The organism is Amycolatopsis thermophila, assembly GCF_030814215.1.
Lineage (GTDB): Bacteria > Actinomycetota > Actinomycetes > Mycobacteriales > Pseudonocardiaceae > Amycolatopsis_E > Amycolatopsis_E thermophila.
This window is the reverse complement of the sequence record NZ_JAUSUT010000001.1, coordinates 3,412,727-3,429,564: the sequence shown is the minus strand read 5'-3', so window position 1 is coordinate 3,429,564 and position 16,838 is coordinate 3,412,727. Positions and strand designations below refer to the sequence as shown.

Below are 16,838 nucleotides of genomic sequence, written 5' to 3'. Positions count from 1 at the left end.
GCAAGCCGGAGGAACGTCAGCGCCCCGCGGGCCGGTCGGTCGGCCAGGGACGGACCTCTTCCACCAGCCGCGCCACGGCCAGCACCAGGTCGTCCGAGTGCCGCGGCCCGACGATCTGCAACCCGACCGGCAGCCCGTCGGCGGTGAACCCGGCCGGAACGCTGATCGCGGGCTGCTGGGTCATGTTGAACGGGTACGTGAAGGGCGTCCAGTCCGGCCAGCCGGTCATACCGCTGCCCGGTGGCACGTCGAACCCGGCCTCGAACGGCGGGACGGCGACCGTCGGGGTGATCAGCACGTCGAAGCGGGTGTGGAACTCGCCCATGAGGATGCCCAGCGACGCGCGCTCGGCGTTGGCGTCCAGGTAGTCCGCCGCCGAGTACGTCCGGCCCTTCTCCCACACCTTCCGCAGCCCCGGGTCGATCTTCGCCTCGGCTCCGGGTGGAAAGGTGTTCAGCCACTGCGCCGCGCCGGCCGACCAGAGCACGTCGAAGGCCTCCCGCGGGTCGCCGAAGCCGGGGTCGGCCTCCTCGACCCGCAGCCCGGCCTCGTCCAGCGCCGTGACCGCCTCGGTCACGATCCGCCGCACCTCCGGGTCGACGGTGGCCCACCCGAGGGTCGGCGAGAACGCCGCGTACAGGCCGCGCACGTCCCGGCGCACCGCCTCGCGGTAGGCGCCCAGCGGCGGCTCCAGCGCGGCCGGGTCGCGGTGGTCGGGCAGGGCCAGCACGTCGAGCATCAACGCGACGTCCGACACCGACCGCGCCATCGGCCCGGCGTGCGACAGCGCACCGAACGGGCTCGCCGGGTACAGCGGAATCCGGCCGTACGTCGGCTTCAGCCCGACGATCCCGCAGAACGACGCGGGGATCCGCACGGACCCGCCACCGTCCGTCCCCACCGACAGCTCGCCCATCCCGGCCGCGACGGCCGCCGCGCTCCCGCCGCTCGACCCGCCCGGCGTCTTCGCCGGGTTCCACGGGTTGCGGGTGACGCCGGTCAGCGCGTTGTCCGTGACGCCCTTCCACGCGAGCTCGGGCGTGGTGGTCTTGCCGAGCAGGACCAGGCCGTTCTCCCGCAGCCGCGCGGTGACCGGGCTGTCCACGTCCCACGGCTGGTCGCGGTCGATGCACGTCGACCCGCGCAGGGTCGGCCAGCCCTGCGTGAGGAACATGTCCTTGATCGAGGTCGGCACCCCGTCCAGCGAGCCGATCGGGTTGCCCTCGCGCCACCGGGTCTCCGACGCCTTCGCGCCGTCGCGGGCCACCTCGGGATCGACCAGGCAGAACGCGTTGCACTCCCCGTCGCGCTCCTCGATGGAGCGCAGCGCCGCCTCGGTCGCCTCCACCGGGCTGATCTCGCCGGTGGAATAGGCGGCGACCAGCTCACTCGCCGTCAACAGGGTGCTCATGGTGACTCCTCACCGATCCGACGGCACGTACCCCAGCTGCTTGTCCACGACATTACGAAGCGGGGCGCCAGTCTGCCAGCGGGCGAAGTTGTCCGCGAACACCTCGACCAGCGTGTCCCGCCACCCGACGAAGTCACCCGACATGTGCGGCGAGACGAGCACGTTCTTCATGGTCCACAACGGACTGTCCGACGGCAGCGGTTCGGTGTCGAACACGTCGAGCGCGGCACCGGCGAGCGCGCCGGACCGCAGCGCCTCGATGAGGTCGCCGGTGACCACCAGCTCGCCCCGGCCGACGTTGACGAACCGCGCGGTCGGCTTCATCGCGGCGAACGCGGCGGCGTCGAACATGCCCTTGGTCTCCTCGGTCAGGGGCGCGACGGCGACGACGTAGTCGTAGGCGGGCAGGTGGCCGGCCAGCTCGGCCGAGGCGTGGACGGTGCCGAAGTCGGGGTCGCCCTCGCGGGCGCGGCGGCCGGCGCCGGACACGGTCATCCCGACCGCACGCAGCATCCGCGCGATGGCGCGGCCGATCGGCCCGGTGCCCACGACGAGCACCGAGCGGCCGGCGATCCGCTCGCTCTCCCGGTGCTGCCAGCGGCGTTCGCGCTGCAGGTCGAGTGATCCGTGCAGGTCCTTGGCGAAGGTGAGGATCACGCCCAGGACGTATTCGGCGATCGAGTCGTCGAACACGCCCCGCGAGTTGGTGAGCACGACGTCGCTGTCCCGCATGCCCGGGAACATCACGGGATCGACCCCGGCGCTGGCGATGTGCAGCCAGCGGAGGCGGTTCGCGGCGTGCCAGGCGTCCGGGACCGCGCGGGAAAGGAAGTCGTGGACAAAAAGGACATCCGCATCCCGCAGCGCGTCCGCGAGTCCGGCCTCGCCGGTGTAACGCACGACCGCGGTCGATTCGATGCCCTGCATGGCAGGTGATGCGGTGAGGTCCCGGGCCTGGCCGTCACCGCACAGTACCGCCAGTACCGGTTTCTCCGTGCCGATCACCGTTGACACGGTAGGAGCCGGTCGTATGATTGTCAACAATCCGAGGAGCCACCCCGGAGGCTTCCCTTCATGTACGTCCTTCGGAGGCTGAGCCTTGGATTTCGACTTCCCTGTCTTCGACGGGCCACTGGCACAGCGAGGCATCGGAGTCATCGCCCCCTTCGACCTCGCGCTGGAGCGCGAGCTCTGGCGCTGGATCCCGATGGAGGTGTCGCTGCACCTCGCCCGCACCCCGTACGAGCCCGTGCCGGTCAGCATGGAAATGGCCCAGCTGGTGAGCAACCACCAGCACCTGGCCGCGGCGACGCGCGACGTGCTGCACGTCGAGCCGGAGGTGGTCGCCTACCTGTGCACGTCGGGCAGCTTCGTCAACGGCCTCGACTACGAACGCTCGCTGTGCAAGGCGATCTGCGACGCCGGTGCGCCGGACGCGGTCACCACGTCGGGCGCGCTGGCCGAGGTGCTGCAGCTGCTCGACGTCGGCAAGGTCGCGGTGATCACCCCCTACGACGCGGACCTGACGCAGAGCCTGCACGCGTTCCTGGCCGAACTCGGCGTGGAGACGGTGTCCAGCGACCACCTCGGACTGGGTGGCGGCATCTGGAAGGTCAGCTACCGGACCATCGCGGAGCGCATCCTCGGCGCCGACCACCCGGACGCCGAAGCGATCTTCGTGAGCTGCACGAACCTGCCGACCTACGACGTGATCGAACCGTTGGAGGTGGCCCTGGGCAAGCCCGTGCTGACCGCGAACCAGCTCACCATGTGGGCTTGCCTGAGACGCATGGAGCTGCCCATCGTCGGACCCGGCAAATGGCTGCGCGAAGTGTCCTGAACCCGATAATGTAGGATTGTTGACAATCTGAGGAGGTTGGTGCATGACGACCGTCGGCTTCATCTACCCGGACCACGCCGCGGAGGACGACTACCCGTTCGCCGAGGAGCTGCTGGGGGGCGGCATCGCGCTGCCGGTCGAGCACATCTACGGCACCGACCTGCACGCCGTGCCCGAACTGCTCGACCTGGGCAGTGAGCAGCGGCTGGCCGAGGGCGCCCGGCTGCTGGCCGAGCACGAACCCGACGCGGTGGTGTGGGCCTGCACCAGCGGCAGCTTCGTCTACCGCTGGCAGGGCGCGCACGAGCAGGTGGAGAAGCTGTCGGCGGCCGCCGGCAAGCCGGCCTCGAGCACGTCGTTCGCGTTCGTCCGGGCCGCGCAGGCGCTCGGGCTCAAGCGCGTGTCGGTGGCCGCGAGCTACCCGGACGACGTGGCGAAGCTGTTCGTGGAGTTCCTCGACGCGGGCGGCATCGAGGTGGTGGCCATGTCGAGCGAGGACATCGACACCGCCGCCGAGGTCGGCAGGCTGAGCCCCGAGGCGGTGGTCGAGCTGGCCGTGGCGCATGATCACCCGGCGGCGGACGCCGTCCTGGTCCCCGACACCGCGATGCGCACGCTCGGCGTGCTCGGCGCGATCGAAGAGCGGCTGGGCAAGCCCGTGCTCACCGCGAACCAGGTGACGATCTGGGAAGGGCTCCGGCTGACCGGCCAGGTGCCCCGGTGCGAACGGCTGGGCAGGCTGTTCGGCGAAAGCAGGTGAACCATGGCCCTGACCGACCTCGAACCGGTGAGCCGGGAGTCGACGGCGTCGATCATCGCGCGGCAGCTCCGCGAGGCGATCATGAACGGCACGTTCGCGCCGGGCACGCAGCTCGGTGAGACCGAGCTGGCCGGCCGGTTCCAGGTGTCCCGCGGCCCGCTGCGCGAGGCGATGCAGCGGCTGGTGTCGGAGGGCCTGCTGCGCAGCGAACGACACCGCGGGCTGTTCGTCATCGACCTCGAACCGGACGACGTGCACGACATCTACTCGGCGCGGTTCGCGGTCGAACGGGCCGCGGTGGTCCAGGTGCTGCGGCGCGGTGAGGGCGAGCCGGTGGCGCTGCGGCTGATGACCGCGGTCGAGGACATGGCCACCGCGGCCGACGACGACGCGGTGTCCGAGGCCGACGTCCGGTTCCACGAGGAGCTGGTGGCCGCCTCCGGCAGCAAACGGCTCGGCCGCATGGCGCGGACGCTGCTGATCGAGACGCGCATGTGCCTGTCCGCGCTGCACCGGACGTACGCGACCAACGAGGAGCGCGTGACCGAGCACAAGCGCATCGCGGAGGCGATCGCCGCCGGTGACGAGGAGCTGGCGGTGACGTTGCTGGAGGCGCACATGGAGGACGCGGTGCAGCGCCTCGCGCCGGGGACCAGCCTGTACACCTGATCTGCCCGGTAACGGAAGATCGGGTTGAGACGATCTCGGGTTGTCCGCGTGTCGCGCGGGAACCCCTGATCGTGGAAGAGGCCCTCATCCGTGTCTGACCACTCCACGCGCCGCTCGCTGGTGCTCGTCGCGGCGGGGGTTCTCGCCCTGTCGGCCTGTACAGCGGCCGCACCGGAGCCGGAGCCGGCACCCGCGCCGGCGGCGACGTCCGCCCTGCCGAAGCCCTCCGACCAGGAGCGGCTCGCGGCCACCATCCTGACCGAGGACGAGGGCACCGCCTTCGGCCTCGACCGCGTCACCGGGCCGATCTCGGTCATCGAGTCGGAGAACCGGAAGTACGCCCTCATCACCCAGTGCACGGAACCGCTGGGCACCGACGCCGACATCGTGCGCGCCGAGCAGGCGACCTGGCGGAGCGAGGACTACAGCCTGGACGAGCTGACCGTCCAGTACCACGGGGTCACCGGCGCCGATGCGGTGACCGACGCGAAGTCCGCCCAGGGCTGCCGCGCGGACGTGGGCACCGGGAAGATCGACCAGGTCGACCTGCCGCCCGCCCCCGGGGTCGACGCTTCGGCCGCGTACTGCATCGTCGGCGAGTACGGCATCTACCACTGCTTCGTGCTCGAATCCCGCGGCGACCTGGCCGCGGCCGCGGAGATCACGCACCACGTCATCACTCGCCAGTCCGACCGGGAAAGCACCGGCCAGCTCGTCCAGCTGGTCGCACTCTCCTTGGCGAGCGGCCTCCAGCGCGGGTCGTGAGCCGGGCTGTCACTCCTCGATGGCCCGCCCCACCAGCACGCCGGCCACCGTCGCCGCGCCCGCGCTGCCCAGCGCCATCCCCCAGCCGACCGGGCCGAGCGGTGTGCAGCCGAAGAACTGGCTCACGCCCGGCGTCTGGATCACGGCCGCGAGCAGGGCCACCGACCCGAGCGACGTCGCCAGCACCGACCGGTTCAGCCCGCCCGTCACGAGCGTCTGCCCCAGCTGCGTCCCGACCAGCCCGGCCAGCGCGACCGTGCTCGCCCGGCGCCGGCGGCCCGTCGCGCGCGCCAGCGTCCACGCGGTGGTCGCGCCGAGGGTCGTCACCCCGGCCCGCACACCGATGTCCTTCTGCAGCCGCTTGCCCAGCGAACTCTCCGGGCCCTCACGCAGCAGGTCCGCCCCGTCCTCGGGCCGCCGCAACGCGATCGCCAGCGCCGGCGCCAGGTCGGTCAGCAGGTTGACCAGCAGGAACTGACGCGCACCCAACGGCGAGCGGCCCGTCAGCGTCGCGCCCAGCACGCTGAACCCGATCTCACCGAGGTTCCCGCCGAGCAGGATCGCCAGCGCCTCGCGCACCGACGCCCACATCGCCCGGCCCTCGACGAGCGCCGCGATGATCGTCTCCAGCCGGTCGTCGGTCACCACGAGGTCGGCCGCGGCCCGCGCGGCCGGGGCGCCGTGCCCGCCCAGCGCGATCCCGACGTCCGCGAGCCGGATCGCGGGCGCGTCGTTCGCACCGTCGCCGGTCATCGCGACCGTGTGGCCGTGCTTCTGGTAGGCCTTGATGATCCGCACCTTCTGCGCCGGACTGCAGCGGGCCACCACGTCGACCGTCTCGAGCGTCGACGCGAGCTGTTCGTCGTCCATCGCGTCCAGCTCGGCGCCGGTCACGACGTGCAGTTCGGCGCCGTCCTCGCTGACCTCGCCCGCGATCGCCTCACCGGTGTCGGGGTGGTCGCCGGTGATCATCACGATCTGCACGCCGGCCGCCCGCAGGTCCGCCGCCGCGGCCGCCGCGCTGCCGCGCACCGGGTCGGCGATCGCGACGAAACCCTTGAACCGCAGGCCCCGCACGGAATCCTCGTCGAGGGTCGCACTGTCCGGTGTGGACTCCGCGACCGCGAGCACGCGCTGCCCGGACCTGGCCAGCTTGTGCATCCGCCCGGCCAGCTTCCGGCGGCGGCCCTCGTCCAGGTCGCACCGCGGCAGCACCGCTTCCGGCGCGCCCTTGACGCTGAGCACCAGACCGTCGCCGCCCCGCATCAGCGAAGCGTGGTAGCCGCGCGACGGCTCGAACGGCACCGCGTCGACCAGCTCCCAGCCGTCGGTGTCGACGGAGACCCGGCGCGCACCCTCGACGATCGCGCGGTCGGTGGCGTGCGGCAGGTCGGACGGGTCGTCGGCCTGCGGGGTCGCCCGCAGCGCGGCGAGCAGCACCGGCTCGGTGCCGTCGTCGAGTTCCTCGATCTTCCGGCGCGTGCGCCCGTTGTCCACCTCGTGGACAGTCAGCGTGCCCTCGGTCAGCGTCCCGGTCTTGTCGAAGCACAGCACGTCGACGCGGCCCAGCGCCTCGATGCTGCGCGGGTTGCGGACCAGTGCGTTGTGCTCGGCCAGACGGCGCGCCGCGGCCAGCTGCGCCGCGCTGACCAGGAACGGCAGCCCCTCCGGGACCGACGCGACGGCCAGGTTCACCGCCGCGGACAGGCTCTCCCGGATCGGCACCCGGCGCAGCAGCCCGGCGCCGGCGACCGCGGCGGCCGAGCCGATCGCGAGCGGCATCGACTTCGACGTCAGTTCCGCCAGCCGGGTCTCGACACCGGTGACCGGCGCGTTCTCCCTGGCCATCGCCATGCTGCGGCCGGCCTCGGTGTCCGCACCGGTCGCCACCACGATCGCGCGGGCCTCCCCCACCGCGATCGTCGTGCCCTCGTAGAGCATGGACGCGCGCTCGGCGATGTCGGCGGCGATCACCGGCGCCGGGTCCTTGGCCACCGGCAGCGACTCACCGGTCAGCGACGACTCGTCCGCCTCGACGCCGTCGGCCTCGAGCAGCCGGCAGTCGGCGGGCACCACGTCACCGGAGGTCACCCTGATGACGTCACCCGGCACCAGGTCGTCCGCGCTGACCACGCGTTCCCGGCCGTCGCGGACCACGGTCGTGCTGATCGCCGACCGGCTCAGCAGGTCGGCCAGCTGCTTCTCGGTGTGGACCTGCTGGAAGCTGCCGACCAGCGCGGACACGCCGGTGATCCCGGCGACCAGGGCGGCGTCCACCGGCGACCCGACCGAGGCGGACAGCGCGGCACCGCCGATCAGGACCGGGGTGAGCGGGTTGGACAGCTCGTTGATGAACGCCTGCATCAGGCTGGTCCGGCCGCCGCTGCCGGTGCCACGGACCTTGGCGCGGCGCTGCGCGGCGTCGTCGGACAGGCCGTCGGAGTCGGTGTCGAGGTGGTCGAGCACGACGTCCACCGGCATCAGGTGCCAGGGCGCGGTGTCCCCGGCGAGGGTCGTGTCGCGCTCGGCGAGCCGCTTCGCGCGGCGGTGCGCGTTGGCCAGCGCGACCGCGGCGCCCAGGTTGACCGCGCGCATGCTGCGGTTCGCCGGGCTGCGCCGGCCGGGCTGCAGCGCGCTGACGGCACCGACCCCGCTCGCGCCCTGGGCGAGCCAGATGCTGTCGCGGTTGACCTCGCGCGAGGCGGAGATGGCGTCGACGACCAGTGCCGCCACCCCGACCTCCTCGCCGATCAGCAGGTGCGCTCCCCACGGCGGCAGGTCGCCGGGGCGCTGCGTGCCGATGCCGCAGTCGGCGGCGCCGAGCGCGCGGCGGTTGCCGGACACCAGCATCACGACGCGGTCCTCGCCCTGCAGCTCCCGCACGGTCGACACGAGGCGCTCGCCGCCGGGCATCGCCCGGTCGGCCTCGAACGCGGCGTGCCCGCCGTTGGCGCTGACGACCTCGACGCCGGTCCGCCGGGCAGCGGCGATCACCGCGGCCACGCCCGGCGGCACCTGCCTGCCCAGTCCGAGGACCGCGGCGAGCCGCTGGTGGTGCACCAGGCCGAGGACCGCGGCGGCGCCGCGCTTCTCCAGCTGCTCGCGTTCGTGCGCGCCCTCGTCCACGCCCAGTTCGTCGAGCGGGCCGAGCCGCCACCCGTCGTCTTCGTGCACCTTGGACGGGGTGTGCGCGTCGAACAGCTGCCAAGCGCGTTCGACCAGGTCGCGGTTGTCGCCGTCGCCGAGCGGGATGAGGTCGCCCAGGACCATCCGGCCGGTGTCGAAGGCCTGCTCGTCGAGGACCAGCGTGTCGATCGCGTCCAGGCGGCGCAGCACGCTGCGGTCCATCACCAGCACGCCCTCGGTGGCCAGCACCCGGCCCAGGCGCGAGCCGAACGCGGTGCGCCCGGCCTCGGCGGCCTTCGGCAGGGCGGCCAGCCCGATGCCGATCGCCCGGCGCGGGCGCGCGAACGGCAGTGAGACGGCGGCCGCGGCGGCGCCCAGGTTCAGGATGCGCTGCTCGTACTTTTCCACCGGGCCGTCCGGGATTTCCCGTGGCCGTTCGACGACGACCGGGCCGGCCGCGGCGTCTTCCGGGCCGTGGATCAGCCGGCTCTCGGCCTGGCACCACAGCCGCTCGTGCGCGCGGGCCTCGCGCCACTGCTCGGCGCGCTGCAGGATGTCGACGATCGTGCCCTCGCCCCCGGAGGCCAGTCCCTGCGCGAACGCGCCGGCCGCCGACGTCGCGGTGTCGGCCTTCTCCCGGCCGCCGATCCGCTCGGCGAAGAGCCTGCGCAGCTTCGGATGCAGGTCGACGACGTTGGGCAGGGCCGCGATCTCGGTCGGGATCGGCGCCCACGGGGCGACCCGGGTGATCAGCGACAGGCCCAGGCCCAGGGTGTCGGCCGCGAGGGTGGGCAGCAGGCGCGTGCCGCGCAGACCGTCGGCGGGGTGGTGCAGCTCGTCCTCGGTGAGTTCCTCGCCGACACCGTCCGGTTCGGTCTCGGCCCGCTCGACGACGCGGATCAGCTCGTCGCTGTCCGGAGCCGGATCGGACACGCCGATGATCACCCGTGACGAAGGGGCGTTCACCCGCGCCCAGGCGACCCCCGGGTGCGTCTGCACGGCCTGTTCGATGCGCTGCGCGACGGCCTCACCGCCCGGTCCGTGCACCCCGTGCGCCTCGATGTGCAGCCGCCCGGGACACGACCAGACGCGACGCCGGGGACGGCTCAACGGAGACAGCACGGCCCCCGCCAGCCCCTTGACCACCGACCCCGGACCGGGCACGCGCACACCCAGCAACTCCATGAACCACTCCCGCACCTTGACGTCACCGGTGCCTGGGGTTGCCCGTTCCAGGTGAAGATATGCGTCCGGTCGCAGGTCGGACCCGGATTTCCGTCCCGCGGCCGCGAAACGCGGCCGCGGGACGGCGGGTCAGGCGAGCGCGGCGGTGATGGCGGCGCCCAGCTCGGCGGTCGTGGACTTGCCGCCCAGATCGGGTGTGGCCACCTCGCCCGCGGCCAGCACCTGCTCGACCGCGGTGTGCACCGCCGCGGCGGCCTGCTTCTCGCCGAGGTGGTCGAGCATCATCGCCGCCGCCAGGATCTGCGCCACCGGGTTCGCGATGCCCTGCCCCGCGATGTCCGGCGCGCTGCCGTGCACCGCCTCGAACATCGACGGGAACTCGCCCGGCGGGTTGACGTTGCCCGAGGGCGCCATGCCCAGCCCGCCGGTCACGGCCGCCGCCAGGTCGCTGAGGATGTCGCCGAACAGGTTCGAGCCGACCACGACGTCGAGCCGGTCCGGGTGCTGCACCATGCGGGCGGCCAGAGCGTCGATGTGCGCCTGTTCACTGTGGACGTCCGGGTACTCCGCGGCGACCTCGGCGAACACCTCGTCCCAGAACGGCATCGTGTGGATGATGCCGTTCGACTTCGTCGCCGAGGTGACCCGTCCGGTGCGGGTCTTCGCCAGCTCGAAGGCGAACCGGATGATCCGCTCGACGCCGACGCGCGTGAAGATCGACTCCTGCAGCGCGAACTCGCCCGGCTGCCCCGGGTTGTGCCGCCCGCCGATCTGCGAGTACTCGCCCTCGGTGTTCTCCCGGACGATCACCATCTCCAGCTCGTCGGCCTCGCGCCCGGCGAGCACCGACTTGGTGCCGGGCAGCAGCCGCACCGGCCGCAGGTTCACGTACTGCCGGAACGCGCGCCGGATCGGGATCAGCAGACCCCACAGCGACACGTGGTCCGGCACGCCGGGGAACCCGACCGCGCCGAGCAGGATCCCGTCGAACGGCCGCAGCCGCTCGATCCCGTCCTCCGGCATCATGCTGCCGGTGGCGAGGTAGCGCTCGCAGCTCCAGTCGAACTCCGTCCACTCCAGACCGAAGCCGTGCAGTTCGCCCGCCCGGTCGAGGGCCTTGCGAGCCTCAGCGGTGACGTCGACACCGATGCCGTCACCGGGGATGCTCGCGATGCGGTAGTCGTTCACAGGCTCACCGCGATGTACTTGGTCTCCAGGAACTCGTCGATGCCGACCGTGCCGCCCTCGCGTCCGAGCCCGGACTGCTTGACCCCGCCGAACGGCGCCGCCGGGTTGGACACGATGCCCTGGTTGAGGCCGATCATCCCGGCCTCCAGCGACTCCGACACGCGCAGCGCGCGCTTGAGGTCGTTGGTGTAGACGTAGCTGACCAGGCCGTACTCGGTGTCGTTCGCGGCCGCGACCGCCTCGTCCTCGTCGTCGAACACGCTGATCGGCGCGACCGGGCCGAAGATCTCCTCGCTCGCCATCCGCGCGTCGCGCGGGACGTCGGTGAGGACCGTGGCCTGGTAGAAGTTGCCCGGACCGTCCACAGTGGCCCCGCCGGTGAGGACCTTGGCACCGCGCTGCGTCGCGTCGGCGACCAGCTCGGTCACCTTCGCGACGGCGTCGTTGTCGATCAGCGGGCCGACCACCACGCCCGGCTCGGTGCCGCGGCCCAGCGGCAGCGCGGACATCCGCTCGGTCAGGCGGCGGGCGAACTCGTCGGCCACCCCGCGCTGCACGTAGAACCGGTTGGCCGCGGTGCACGCCTCACCGATGTTGCGCATCTTGGCCTGCATCGCGCCCTCGACCGCCGCGTCCAGGTCGGCGTCGTCGAACACCAGGAACGGCGCGTTGCCGCCCAGCTCCATGGACGTGCGCAGCACCTTGTCCGCGCACTGCTCGAGCAGCTTGCGGCCCACCGCGGTGGACCCGGTGAACGACAACTTGCGCGCGCGGCCGTCCTTGATCATCGGCTCCATCACACCGCCGGGGTCGCTCGTGGTGACGACGTTGAGCACACCCGCCGGCAGCCCGGCCTCGGTGAGGATCGCGGCCAGCGCGAGCATCGACAGCGGCGTCTGCTCGGCCGGCTTGATCACCATCGTGCAGCCGGCCGCGATCGCCGGGCCGATCTTGCGCCCGCCCATCGCCATCGGGAAGTTCCACGGCGTGATCAGCAGGCACGGCCCGACCGGCTGCTTGGTGACCAGGAACCGGCCCGCGCCGTTGGGCGCGACCTGGTACCCGCCGTCGATGCGCACGGCCTCCTCGGAGAACCAGCGGAAGAACTCGCCGGCGTAGGCGACCTCGCCCTTCGCCTCGGCGAGCGGCTTGCCCATCTCCAGGGTCATCAACAACGCCAGCTCGTCGGCCCGCGCGTTGAGCAGCTCGTAGGCGCGGCGCAGGATCTCGCTGCGCTCGCGCGGCGGCGTCTTCGCCCAGTCCGCCTGCGCGGCGACCGCCGCGTCGAGGGCCGCCTTCCCGTCCTCCGGTGACGCGTCGGCCACCTCGCAGAGGACCTGCCCGGTGGCCGGGTCCTCGACGGCGAAGGTCCTGCCGGTGCTCGACGGGACCCACTTCCCGCCGATGAACAGCTCCTTGCCGACGGTGTCCACGACACCCGTTTCGGTCAGCTCGCCCATCCGTCCTCCTGATCAACCTTGCGCCTGTCCACGGGCCATGCTAGACAGATTGTCAACAATCTACAAGTTCGCGCTCGCGACCGGATTCCCTCTACCCCGTTAGGAGTTCCGCCGTCATGGCCCAGCTCTCCCCCCTGCTCAAGCAGGCCACTCCGGTCGTCGTCGAGCACGGCGAAGGCGCCTACCTCTACGACGTCGACGGCAACCGTCACCTCGACTTCACCGCCGGCATCGGCGTGACCAGCACCGGCCACTGCCACCCGAAGGTGGTCAAGGCCGCGCAGGAGCAGATCGGCAAGGTCATCCACGCGCAGTACACGACCGTCATGCACCAGCCGCTGCTCAAGCTGGTCGAGCGGCTCGGCGACGTGCTGCCCACCGGCCTGGACTCGCTGTTCTTCGCCAACTCGGGAAGCGAGGCCGTCGAGGCGGCGCTGCGGCTGTCCCGGCAGGCCACCGGCCGGCCGAACGTCATCGTCTTCCAGGGCGGGTTCCACGGCCGCACGGTCGCCGCCGCCTCCATGACCACCTCCGGCACGCGGTTCAGCGCCGGCATCTCTCCGCTCATGGGCGGCGTGCACGTCGCGCCCTTCCCCTACGCCTACCACTACGGGTGGGACGAGCAAACCGCGACGAAGTTCGCGCTGCGCGAGCTGGACTACCTGTTCCAGACGGTCAGCGCCCCGAACGAGACCGCCGCGTTCTTCATCGAGCCGATGCTCGGCGAGGGCGGCTACGTGCCGGCCAATTCCGAGTTCATGGCCGGACTGCGCGAGCGCGCCGACAAGCACGGCATCCTGCTGGTGATCGACGAGATCCAGACCGGGTTCGGGCGCACCGGCCGGTTCTGGGGCCACGACCACTTCGGCGTGCGGCCGGACGTCGTGCTGATCGCGAAGGGCCTGGCGTCCGGGTTCCCACTGTCCGGCATCGCCGCATCGCAGGAGCTGATGGCCAAGGCGTTCCCGGGTTCGCAGGGCGGCACGTACGGCGGCAACGCGGTGTCGTGCGCGGCCGCACTGGCCACCCTCGACGTGATCGAGGAGGAGAACCTGGTCGAGAACGCGGCGGCGCGCGGCAAGCAGCTGCTCGAGGGCGCGCGGCTGATCGGCGACAAGACGCCGGAGATCGGCGAGGTGCGCGGGCTGGGCCTGCTGGTCGGGTCGGAGTTCACCAAGGCCGACGGCACGCCGGACACCGCGACGGCCGCAGCCGCGCAGCAGGAGGCGGCGCGCCGCGGGCTGCTGCTGCTCACCTGCGGCGCGTACTCCAACGTCGTGCGGATGATCCCGCCGCTCGTGGTCACCGCTTCCCAGATCGACGACGCGCTGGCCATCTGGGCCGAGACCGTCGCGACCGTCACCGGTTCCAAGTAGGGAGAAGGCACTTTGGCCCGCTACATCACCATTTCGCTCGACAAGCGCGGCGTGTCCTGCCGTGCCGTGCTGCTGGACGCGGAGGCGCCGCGGACCTGCCAGGCGGTGTGGGACGCGTTGCCGCAGAGCGGTTCGGCCTACCACGCGAAGTACGCCCGCAACGAGGTCTACACGCTGGTGCCGCCGTTCGCGGACCCGAAACCGGGCCGGGAGAACCCGACCATCACGCCCATTCCCGGTGACGTCGTCTATTTCGGATTCGAGGCGTGGGAAATCGGAAATCCCGCGTACGGGTACGAAGACAGCAGTGCGGCGCACAGCGATCAGGGCGCCACGGATCTGGCCATCTTCTACGGCCGGAACAACCTGCTCATCAACGGCGACGCCGGCTGGGTCCCGGGCAACGTGTTCGCCACGATCGTGGAAGGCCTGCCCGAAATGGCGGCGGCCGCCCAGGACCTGTGGCTGCGCGGCGTCGAGGGCGAAACGCTCTCCTTCGCCCGCGCGGAGTGACCCCGACCTGGGGTCGTTAGGGGCAGAACCCCGGTTCCCCGTCACTCATTAGCGTGATAATAGGGGAATCACCTTACGTGGCAGCATGATCACCCGATCGGGCGGGCGTTCACCCGGGAGCGTTGAACCAAGATCGACGTTCACCCAGGTGACCCCGCCCGATCGCGCTACCGACGGCGCCGTGGCACCCCCGGTCGCAAACCCGAAAGTGTTACATGTTTAGGCTGTCGAGATTTTCGGAAGCGCTTTCCGTCCGGCGCGCGCCTTTCCCGGGCGGTTTGACAGTTCCGAGGGGACCTGAAAATCTTCGCTTGCTTTCGAAAGCAGTCGGATTCGCAACGAGATTTGATTCCGTAAGGAGCCCCTCCGAATGTTCGCCGCGCACTTTCACCACGGCCACGACATCGTCAGCAACATCCTGGCCGGCCTCGCGCACGCCCTCGGCTGGCTGGTCTGACCTGATCGCCTGAGCAGCGGGGCCGGTACGTTGGCGCGGACCGGCCCCGCACCCGTGTCGTCAGGGAAGGTCTCGCCGGTAGCGCACGGTGCGCACGTCCAATCCCGCGTGACGGGCGTCCTCGACGGTGCCGTCCGGCGTGAAACCGCATGCGGAATAGAACCGCATCGCGCGGACATTCCCGTCCAGAACCGACAACGACACGGTTCGAAACCCCGCAGCGGTGAGGGAGCGCAGCGCTTCCGCCAGCAATCGCCGCCCGACACCGCCCCGCCAGGCCGTCGGCCGGACGTAGAGCGACCGGATCTCCCCGGTCCGATCCCCATCCCCGCCCTCGTCCCGGCTCGGCCCCAGGTTCACGAAGCCGAGCAGCGCCCCCGCCCGCACGGCGACCAGTGTGCCCTCACGTGGCAGCGCGTTCCCGGCGACGATCCGGCTCCACCGCTCGATCCGCTGCGCCGGGTCCAGCACGTCGAGCACATCCGGTGGCAGCAGGCCGCGATACCCCTCCTGCCAGGAGCGTACGTGCACCTCGGCGATCTCCGGAACGTCACCGGCCGCGGCCGGCCGGATCTCCATGACCGGATCTTCCCGCGCACGACCGCCACGGATCAACCGCGCCGCCGAACGTGAATCAATTTCACTTCCAGTCGGGCGCGGCGCCGTACTACGCTGCGGGTCTACGGGCAGGCGCGGGAAAGGATGGGCACGTCATGGGCGACGTCACCGGGCGGCTCGCCGAGATCGTCGGCGAGCGCAACCTCCTCAGCGGGGACGCCGTCCCCGACGACTACGCGCACGACGAATCCCTGACGGTCGGCGCCGCGAAGCCCGCGCACGTGGCCAAACCCGCCACCGCGGAGGAGGTCGCGGCGCTGCTGGCCCTCGCCGCCGAAAACGACCTCCCCGTCACCGCGCGCGGCTCGGGCAGCGGCCTGTCCGGAGCGGCCCGCCCGCGCGAGAACGGCCTGCTCATCTCGTTCGAGCGGATGAACGCGGTGCTGGAGATCGACACGGCGAACCAGGTGGCCGTCGTCCAGCCCGGCGTCACCCTCGCCGAACTGGACGAGGCGACCGCGGAAGCCGGCCTCGCCTACACCGTCTACCCGGGCGAGCTGAGCGCGAGCGTCGGCGGCAACGTCGGCACCAACGCCGGCGGCATGCGCGCCGTGAAGTACGGCGTCGCCCGGCACAACATCGTGGGACTGCAGGCGGTCCTGCCCACCGGCGAGATCATCCGCACCGGCGGCAAGACGTCCAAGATCTCCAGCGGCTACGACCTGACCCAGCTGATCATCGGCTCCGAGGGCACCCTCGCGCTGGTCACCGAGGTGAGCGTCAAGCTCCACCCGCGCCTGGCCCACGCGGCGACACTGCTCGCCCCGTTCGGCGACCTCGACCAGGTGATGCGCGCGGTCCCGGAGATCATCGCGAGCGGCCTGACCCCGAACATCCTCGAGTACATCGACAACCTGACGATGGCCGCGATCAGCTACAACGAGAAGCTGTCGCTGGGCGTCCCGGACGAGGTCCGCGACGCGACCCAGGCGTATCTGGTGGTGGGCCTGGAGAACCGGGACGGCGACCGGCTCGACGGCGACGTGCAGCGCGCCGGCGAACTGCTCGGCGAGCTGGGCGCGAGCGACGTGTACGTGCTCGACGGCGGGTCGGCTCGCAAGCTGATCGAGGCGCGTGAGAAGGCGTTCTGGACTGCCAAGGCCGCGGGCGCCGACGACGTGATCGACGTCGTCGTACCGCGCGCCGAGATGCCCGGTTTCCTCGCGAAGGTCCGGGAGCTCGCGGCGGCCGCCGAAGCGGGCGCGATCGGCTGCGGCCACGCCGGTGACGGGAACGTCCACTTGGGAATCTTCTGCAAGGATCCGGAGAAGCGGCACGCGCTGTTGCACGACATCTTCGCCGCGGGCATCGCGGTGGGTGGGGCCATTTCCGGTGAGCACGGCATCGGGCAGGCGAAGAAGGACCACTTCGTCGCGCTCGAGGACCCGGGCAAGGTCGCGTTGCTGCGCCGGATCAAGCAGGCCTTCGACCCGAAGGGCATCCTGAACCCGGATGTCCTGTTCGACTGAG

At 71.6% G+C, this 16,838-nt stretch carries 13 protein-coding genes; 7 read left to right on the top strand and 6 right to left on the bottom strand.

Annotation, left to right across the window (positions count from 1 at the left end; genetic code table 11):
* Positions 1 to 16 precede the first annotated feature (16 nt).
* Complete coding sequence (locus FB470_RS16895) at positions 17 to 1,411, bottom strand: amidase (RefSeq protein ID WP_306992680.1); 1,395 nt, start codon at positions 1,409 to 1,411, stop codon at positions 17 to 19.
* 9 nt (positions 1,412 to 1,420) lie between these two features.
* Complete coding sequence (locus FB470_RS16890; protein WP_306992679.1) at positions 1,421 to 2,416, bottom strand: D-2-hydroxyacid dehydrogenase; 996 nt, start codon at positions 2,414 to 2,416, stop codon at positions 1,421 to 1,423.
* A 94-nt stretch (positions 2,417 to 2,510) separates the two neighbouring features.
* On the opposite strand from FB470_RS16890, the gene FB470_RS16885 reads away from it, so the two are divergent.
* The 4 genes from FB470_RS16885 (at position 2,511) to FB470_RS16870 (ending at position 5,445) form a co-directional block, all read left to right on the top strand.
* Positions 2,511 to 3,251 carry a maleate cis-trans isomerase family protein gene (locus tag FB470_RS16885; protein ID WP_306992678.1) on the top strand — a complete coding sequence of 247 codons (741 nt, stop codon included), beginning with the start codon at positions 2,511 to 2,513 and terminating at the stop codon, positions 3,249 to 3,251.
* Between the two features lie 43 nt (positions 3,252 to 3,294).
* A complete protein-coding gene (locus tag FB470_RS16880) occupies positions 3,295 to 4,011 on the top strand; it encodes a maleate cis-trans isomerase family protein (RefSeq protein ID WP_306992676.1) in 717 nt (238 codons plus the stop codon).
* Positions 4,012 to 4,014: 3 nt separating this feature from the next.
* On the top strand, positions 4,015 to 4,680 hold the full coding sequence (locus tag FB470_RS16875; protein ID WP_306992674.1) for a GntR family transcriptional regulator: 666 nt from the start codon (positions 4,015 to 4,017) through the stop codon (positions 4,678 to 4,680).
* A gap of 90 nt (positions 4,681 to 4,770) precedes the next feature.
* Positions 4,771 to 5,445, top strand: a complete 675-nt coding sequence (locus tag FB470_RS16870) for a hypothetical protein (RefSeq protein ID WP_306992673.1) — start codon at positions 4,771 to 4,773, stop codon at positions 5,443 to 5,445.
* A 9-nt stretch (positions 5,446 to 5,454) separates the two neighbouring features.
* On the opposite strand, the gene FB470_RS16865 is transcribed toward FB470_RS16870, so the two are convergent.
* The 3 genes from FB470_RS16865 to FB470_RS16855 all read right to left on the bottom strand — a co-directional run bounded on the left by FB470_RS16865 (position 5,455) and on the right by FB470_RS16855 (position 12,404).
* Positions 5,455 to 9,756: a cation-translocating P-type ATPase gene (locus FB470_RS16865; RefSeq protein WP_306992670.1), complete on the bottom strand. Its 4,302-nt coding sequence runs from the start codon at positions 9,754 to 9,756 to the stop codon at positions 5,455 to 5,457.
* Between the two features lie 129 nt (positions 9,757 to 9,885).
* Entirely contained in the window at positions 9,886 to 10,944 is a 1,059-nt protein-coding gene (locus FB470_RS16860; RefSeq protein WP_306992668.1) for a tartrate dehydrogenase, read from the bottom strand.
* A complete protein-coding gene (locus tag FB470_RS16855) occupies positions 10,941 to 12,404 on the bottom strand; it encodes an NAD-dependent succinate-semialdehyde dehydrogenase (protein ID WP_306992666.1) in 1,464 nt (487 codons plus the stop codon). Before FB470_RS16855 ends, FB470_RS16860 begins: the two co-directional genes overlap by 4 nt.
* 116 nt (positions 12,405 to 12,520) lie before the next feature.
* Between FB470_RS16855 and FB470_RS16850 the strand changes: the two genes are divergently transcribed.
* The gene (locus tag FB470_RS16850) at positions 12,521 to 13,780 is read left to right on the top strand and encodes an aspartate aminotransferase family protein (RefSeq protein ID WP_306992665.1); all 1,260 of its coding nucleotides are present in this window, start codon (positions 12,521 to 12,523) and stop codon (positions 13,778 to 13,780) included.
* A gap of 12 nt (positions 13,781 to 13,792) precedes the next feature.
* Positions 13,793 to 14,293, top strand: a complete 501-nt coding sequence (locus FB470_RS16845; RefSeq protein WP_306992663.1) for a DUF3830 family protein — start codon at positions 13,793 to 13,795, stop codon at positions 14,291 to 14,293.
* Positions 14,294 to 14,810: 517 nt separating this feature from the next.
* Here the strand turns inward: FB470_RS16845 and FB470_RS16840 are convergent.
* Positions 14,811 to 15,329, bottom strand: coding sequence for a GNAT family N-acetyltransferase (locus tag FB470_RS16840; RefSeq protein ID WP_306992661.1), 519 nt, complete (start codon positions 15,327 to 15,329; stop codon positions 14,811 to 14,813).
* 134 nt (positions 15,330 to 15,463) lie between these two features.
* Between FB470_RS16840 and FB470_RS16835 the strand changes: the two genes are divergently transcribed.
* On the top strand, positions 15,464 to 16,837 hold the full coding sequence (locus FB470_RS16835; protein WP_306992659.1) for an FAD-binding oxidoreductase: 1,374 nt from the start codon (positions 15,464 to 15,466) through the stop codon (positions 16,835 to 16,837).
* Position 16,838: the final 1 nt, after the last annotated feature.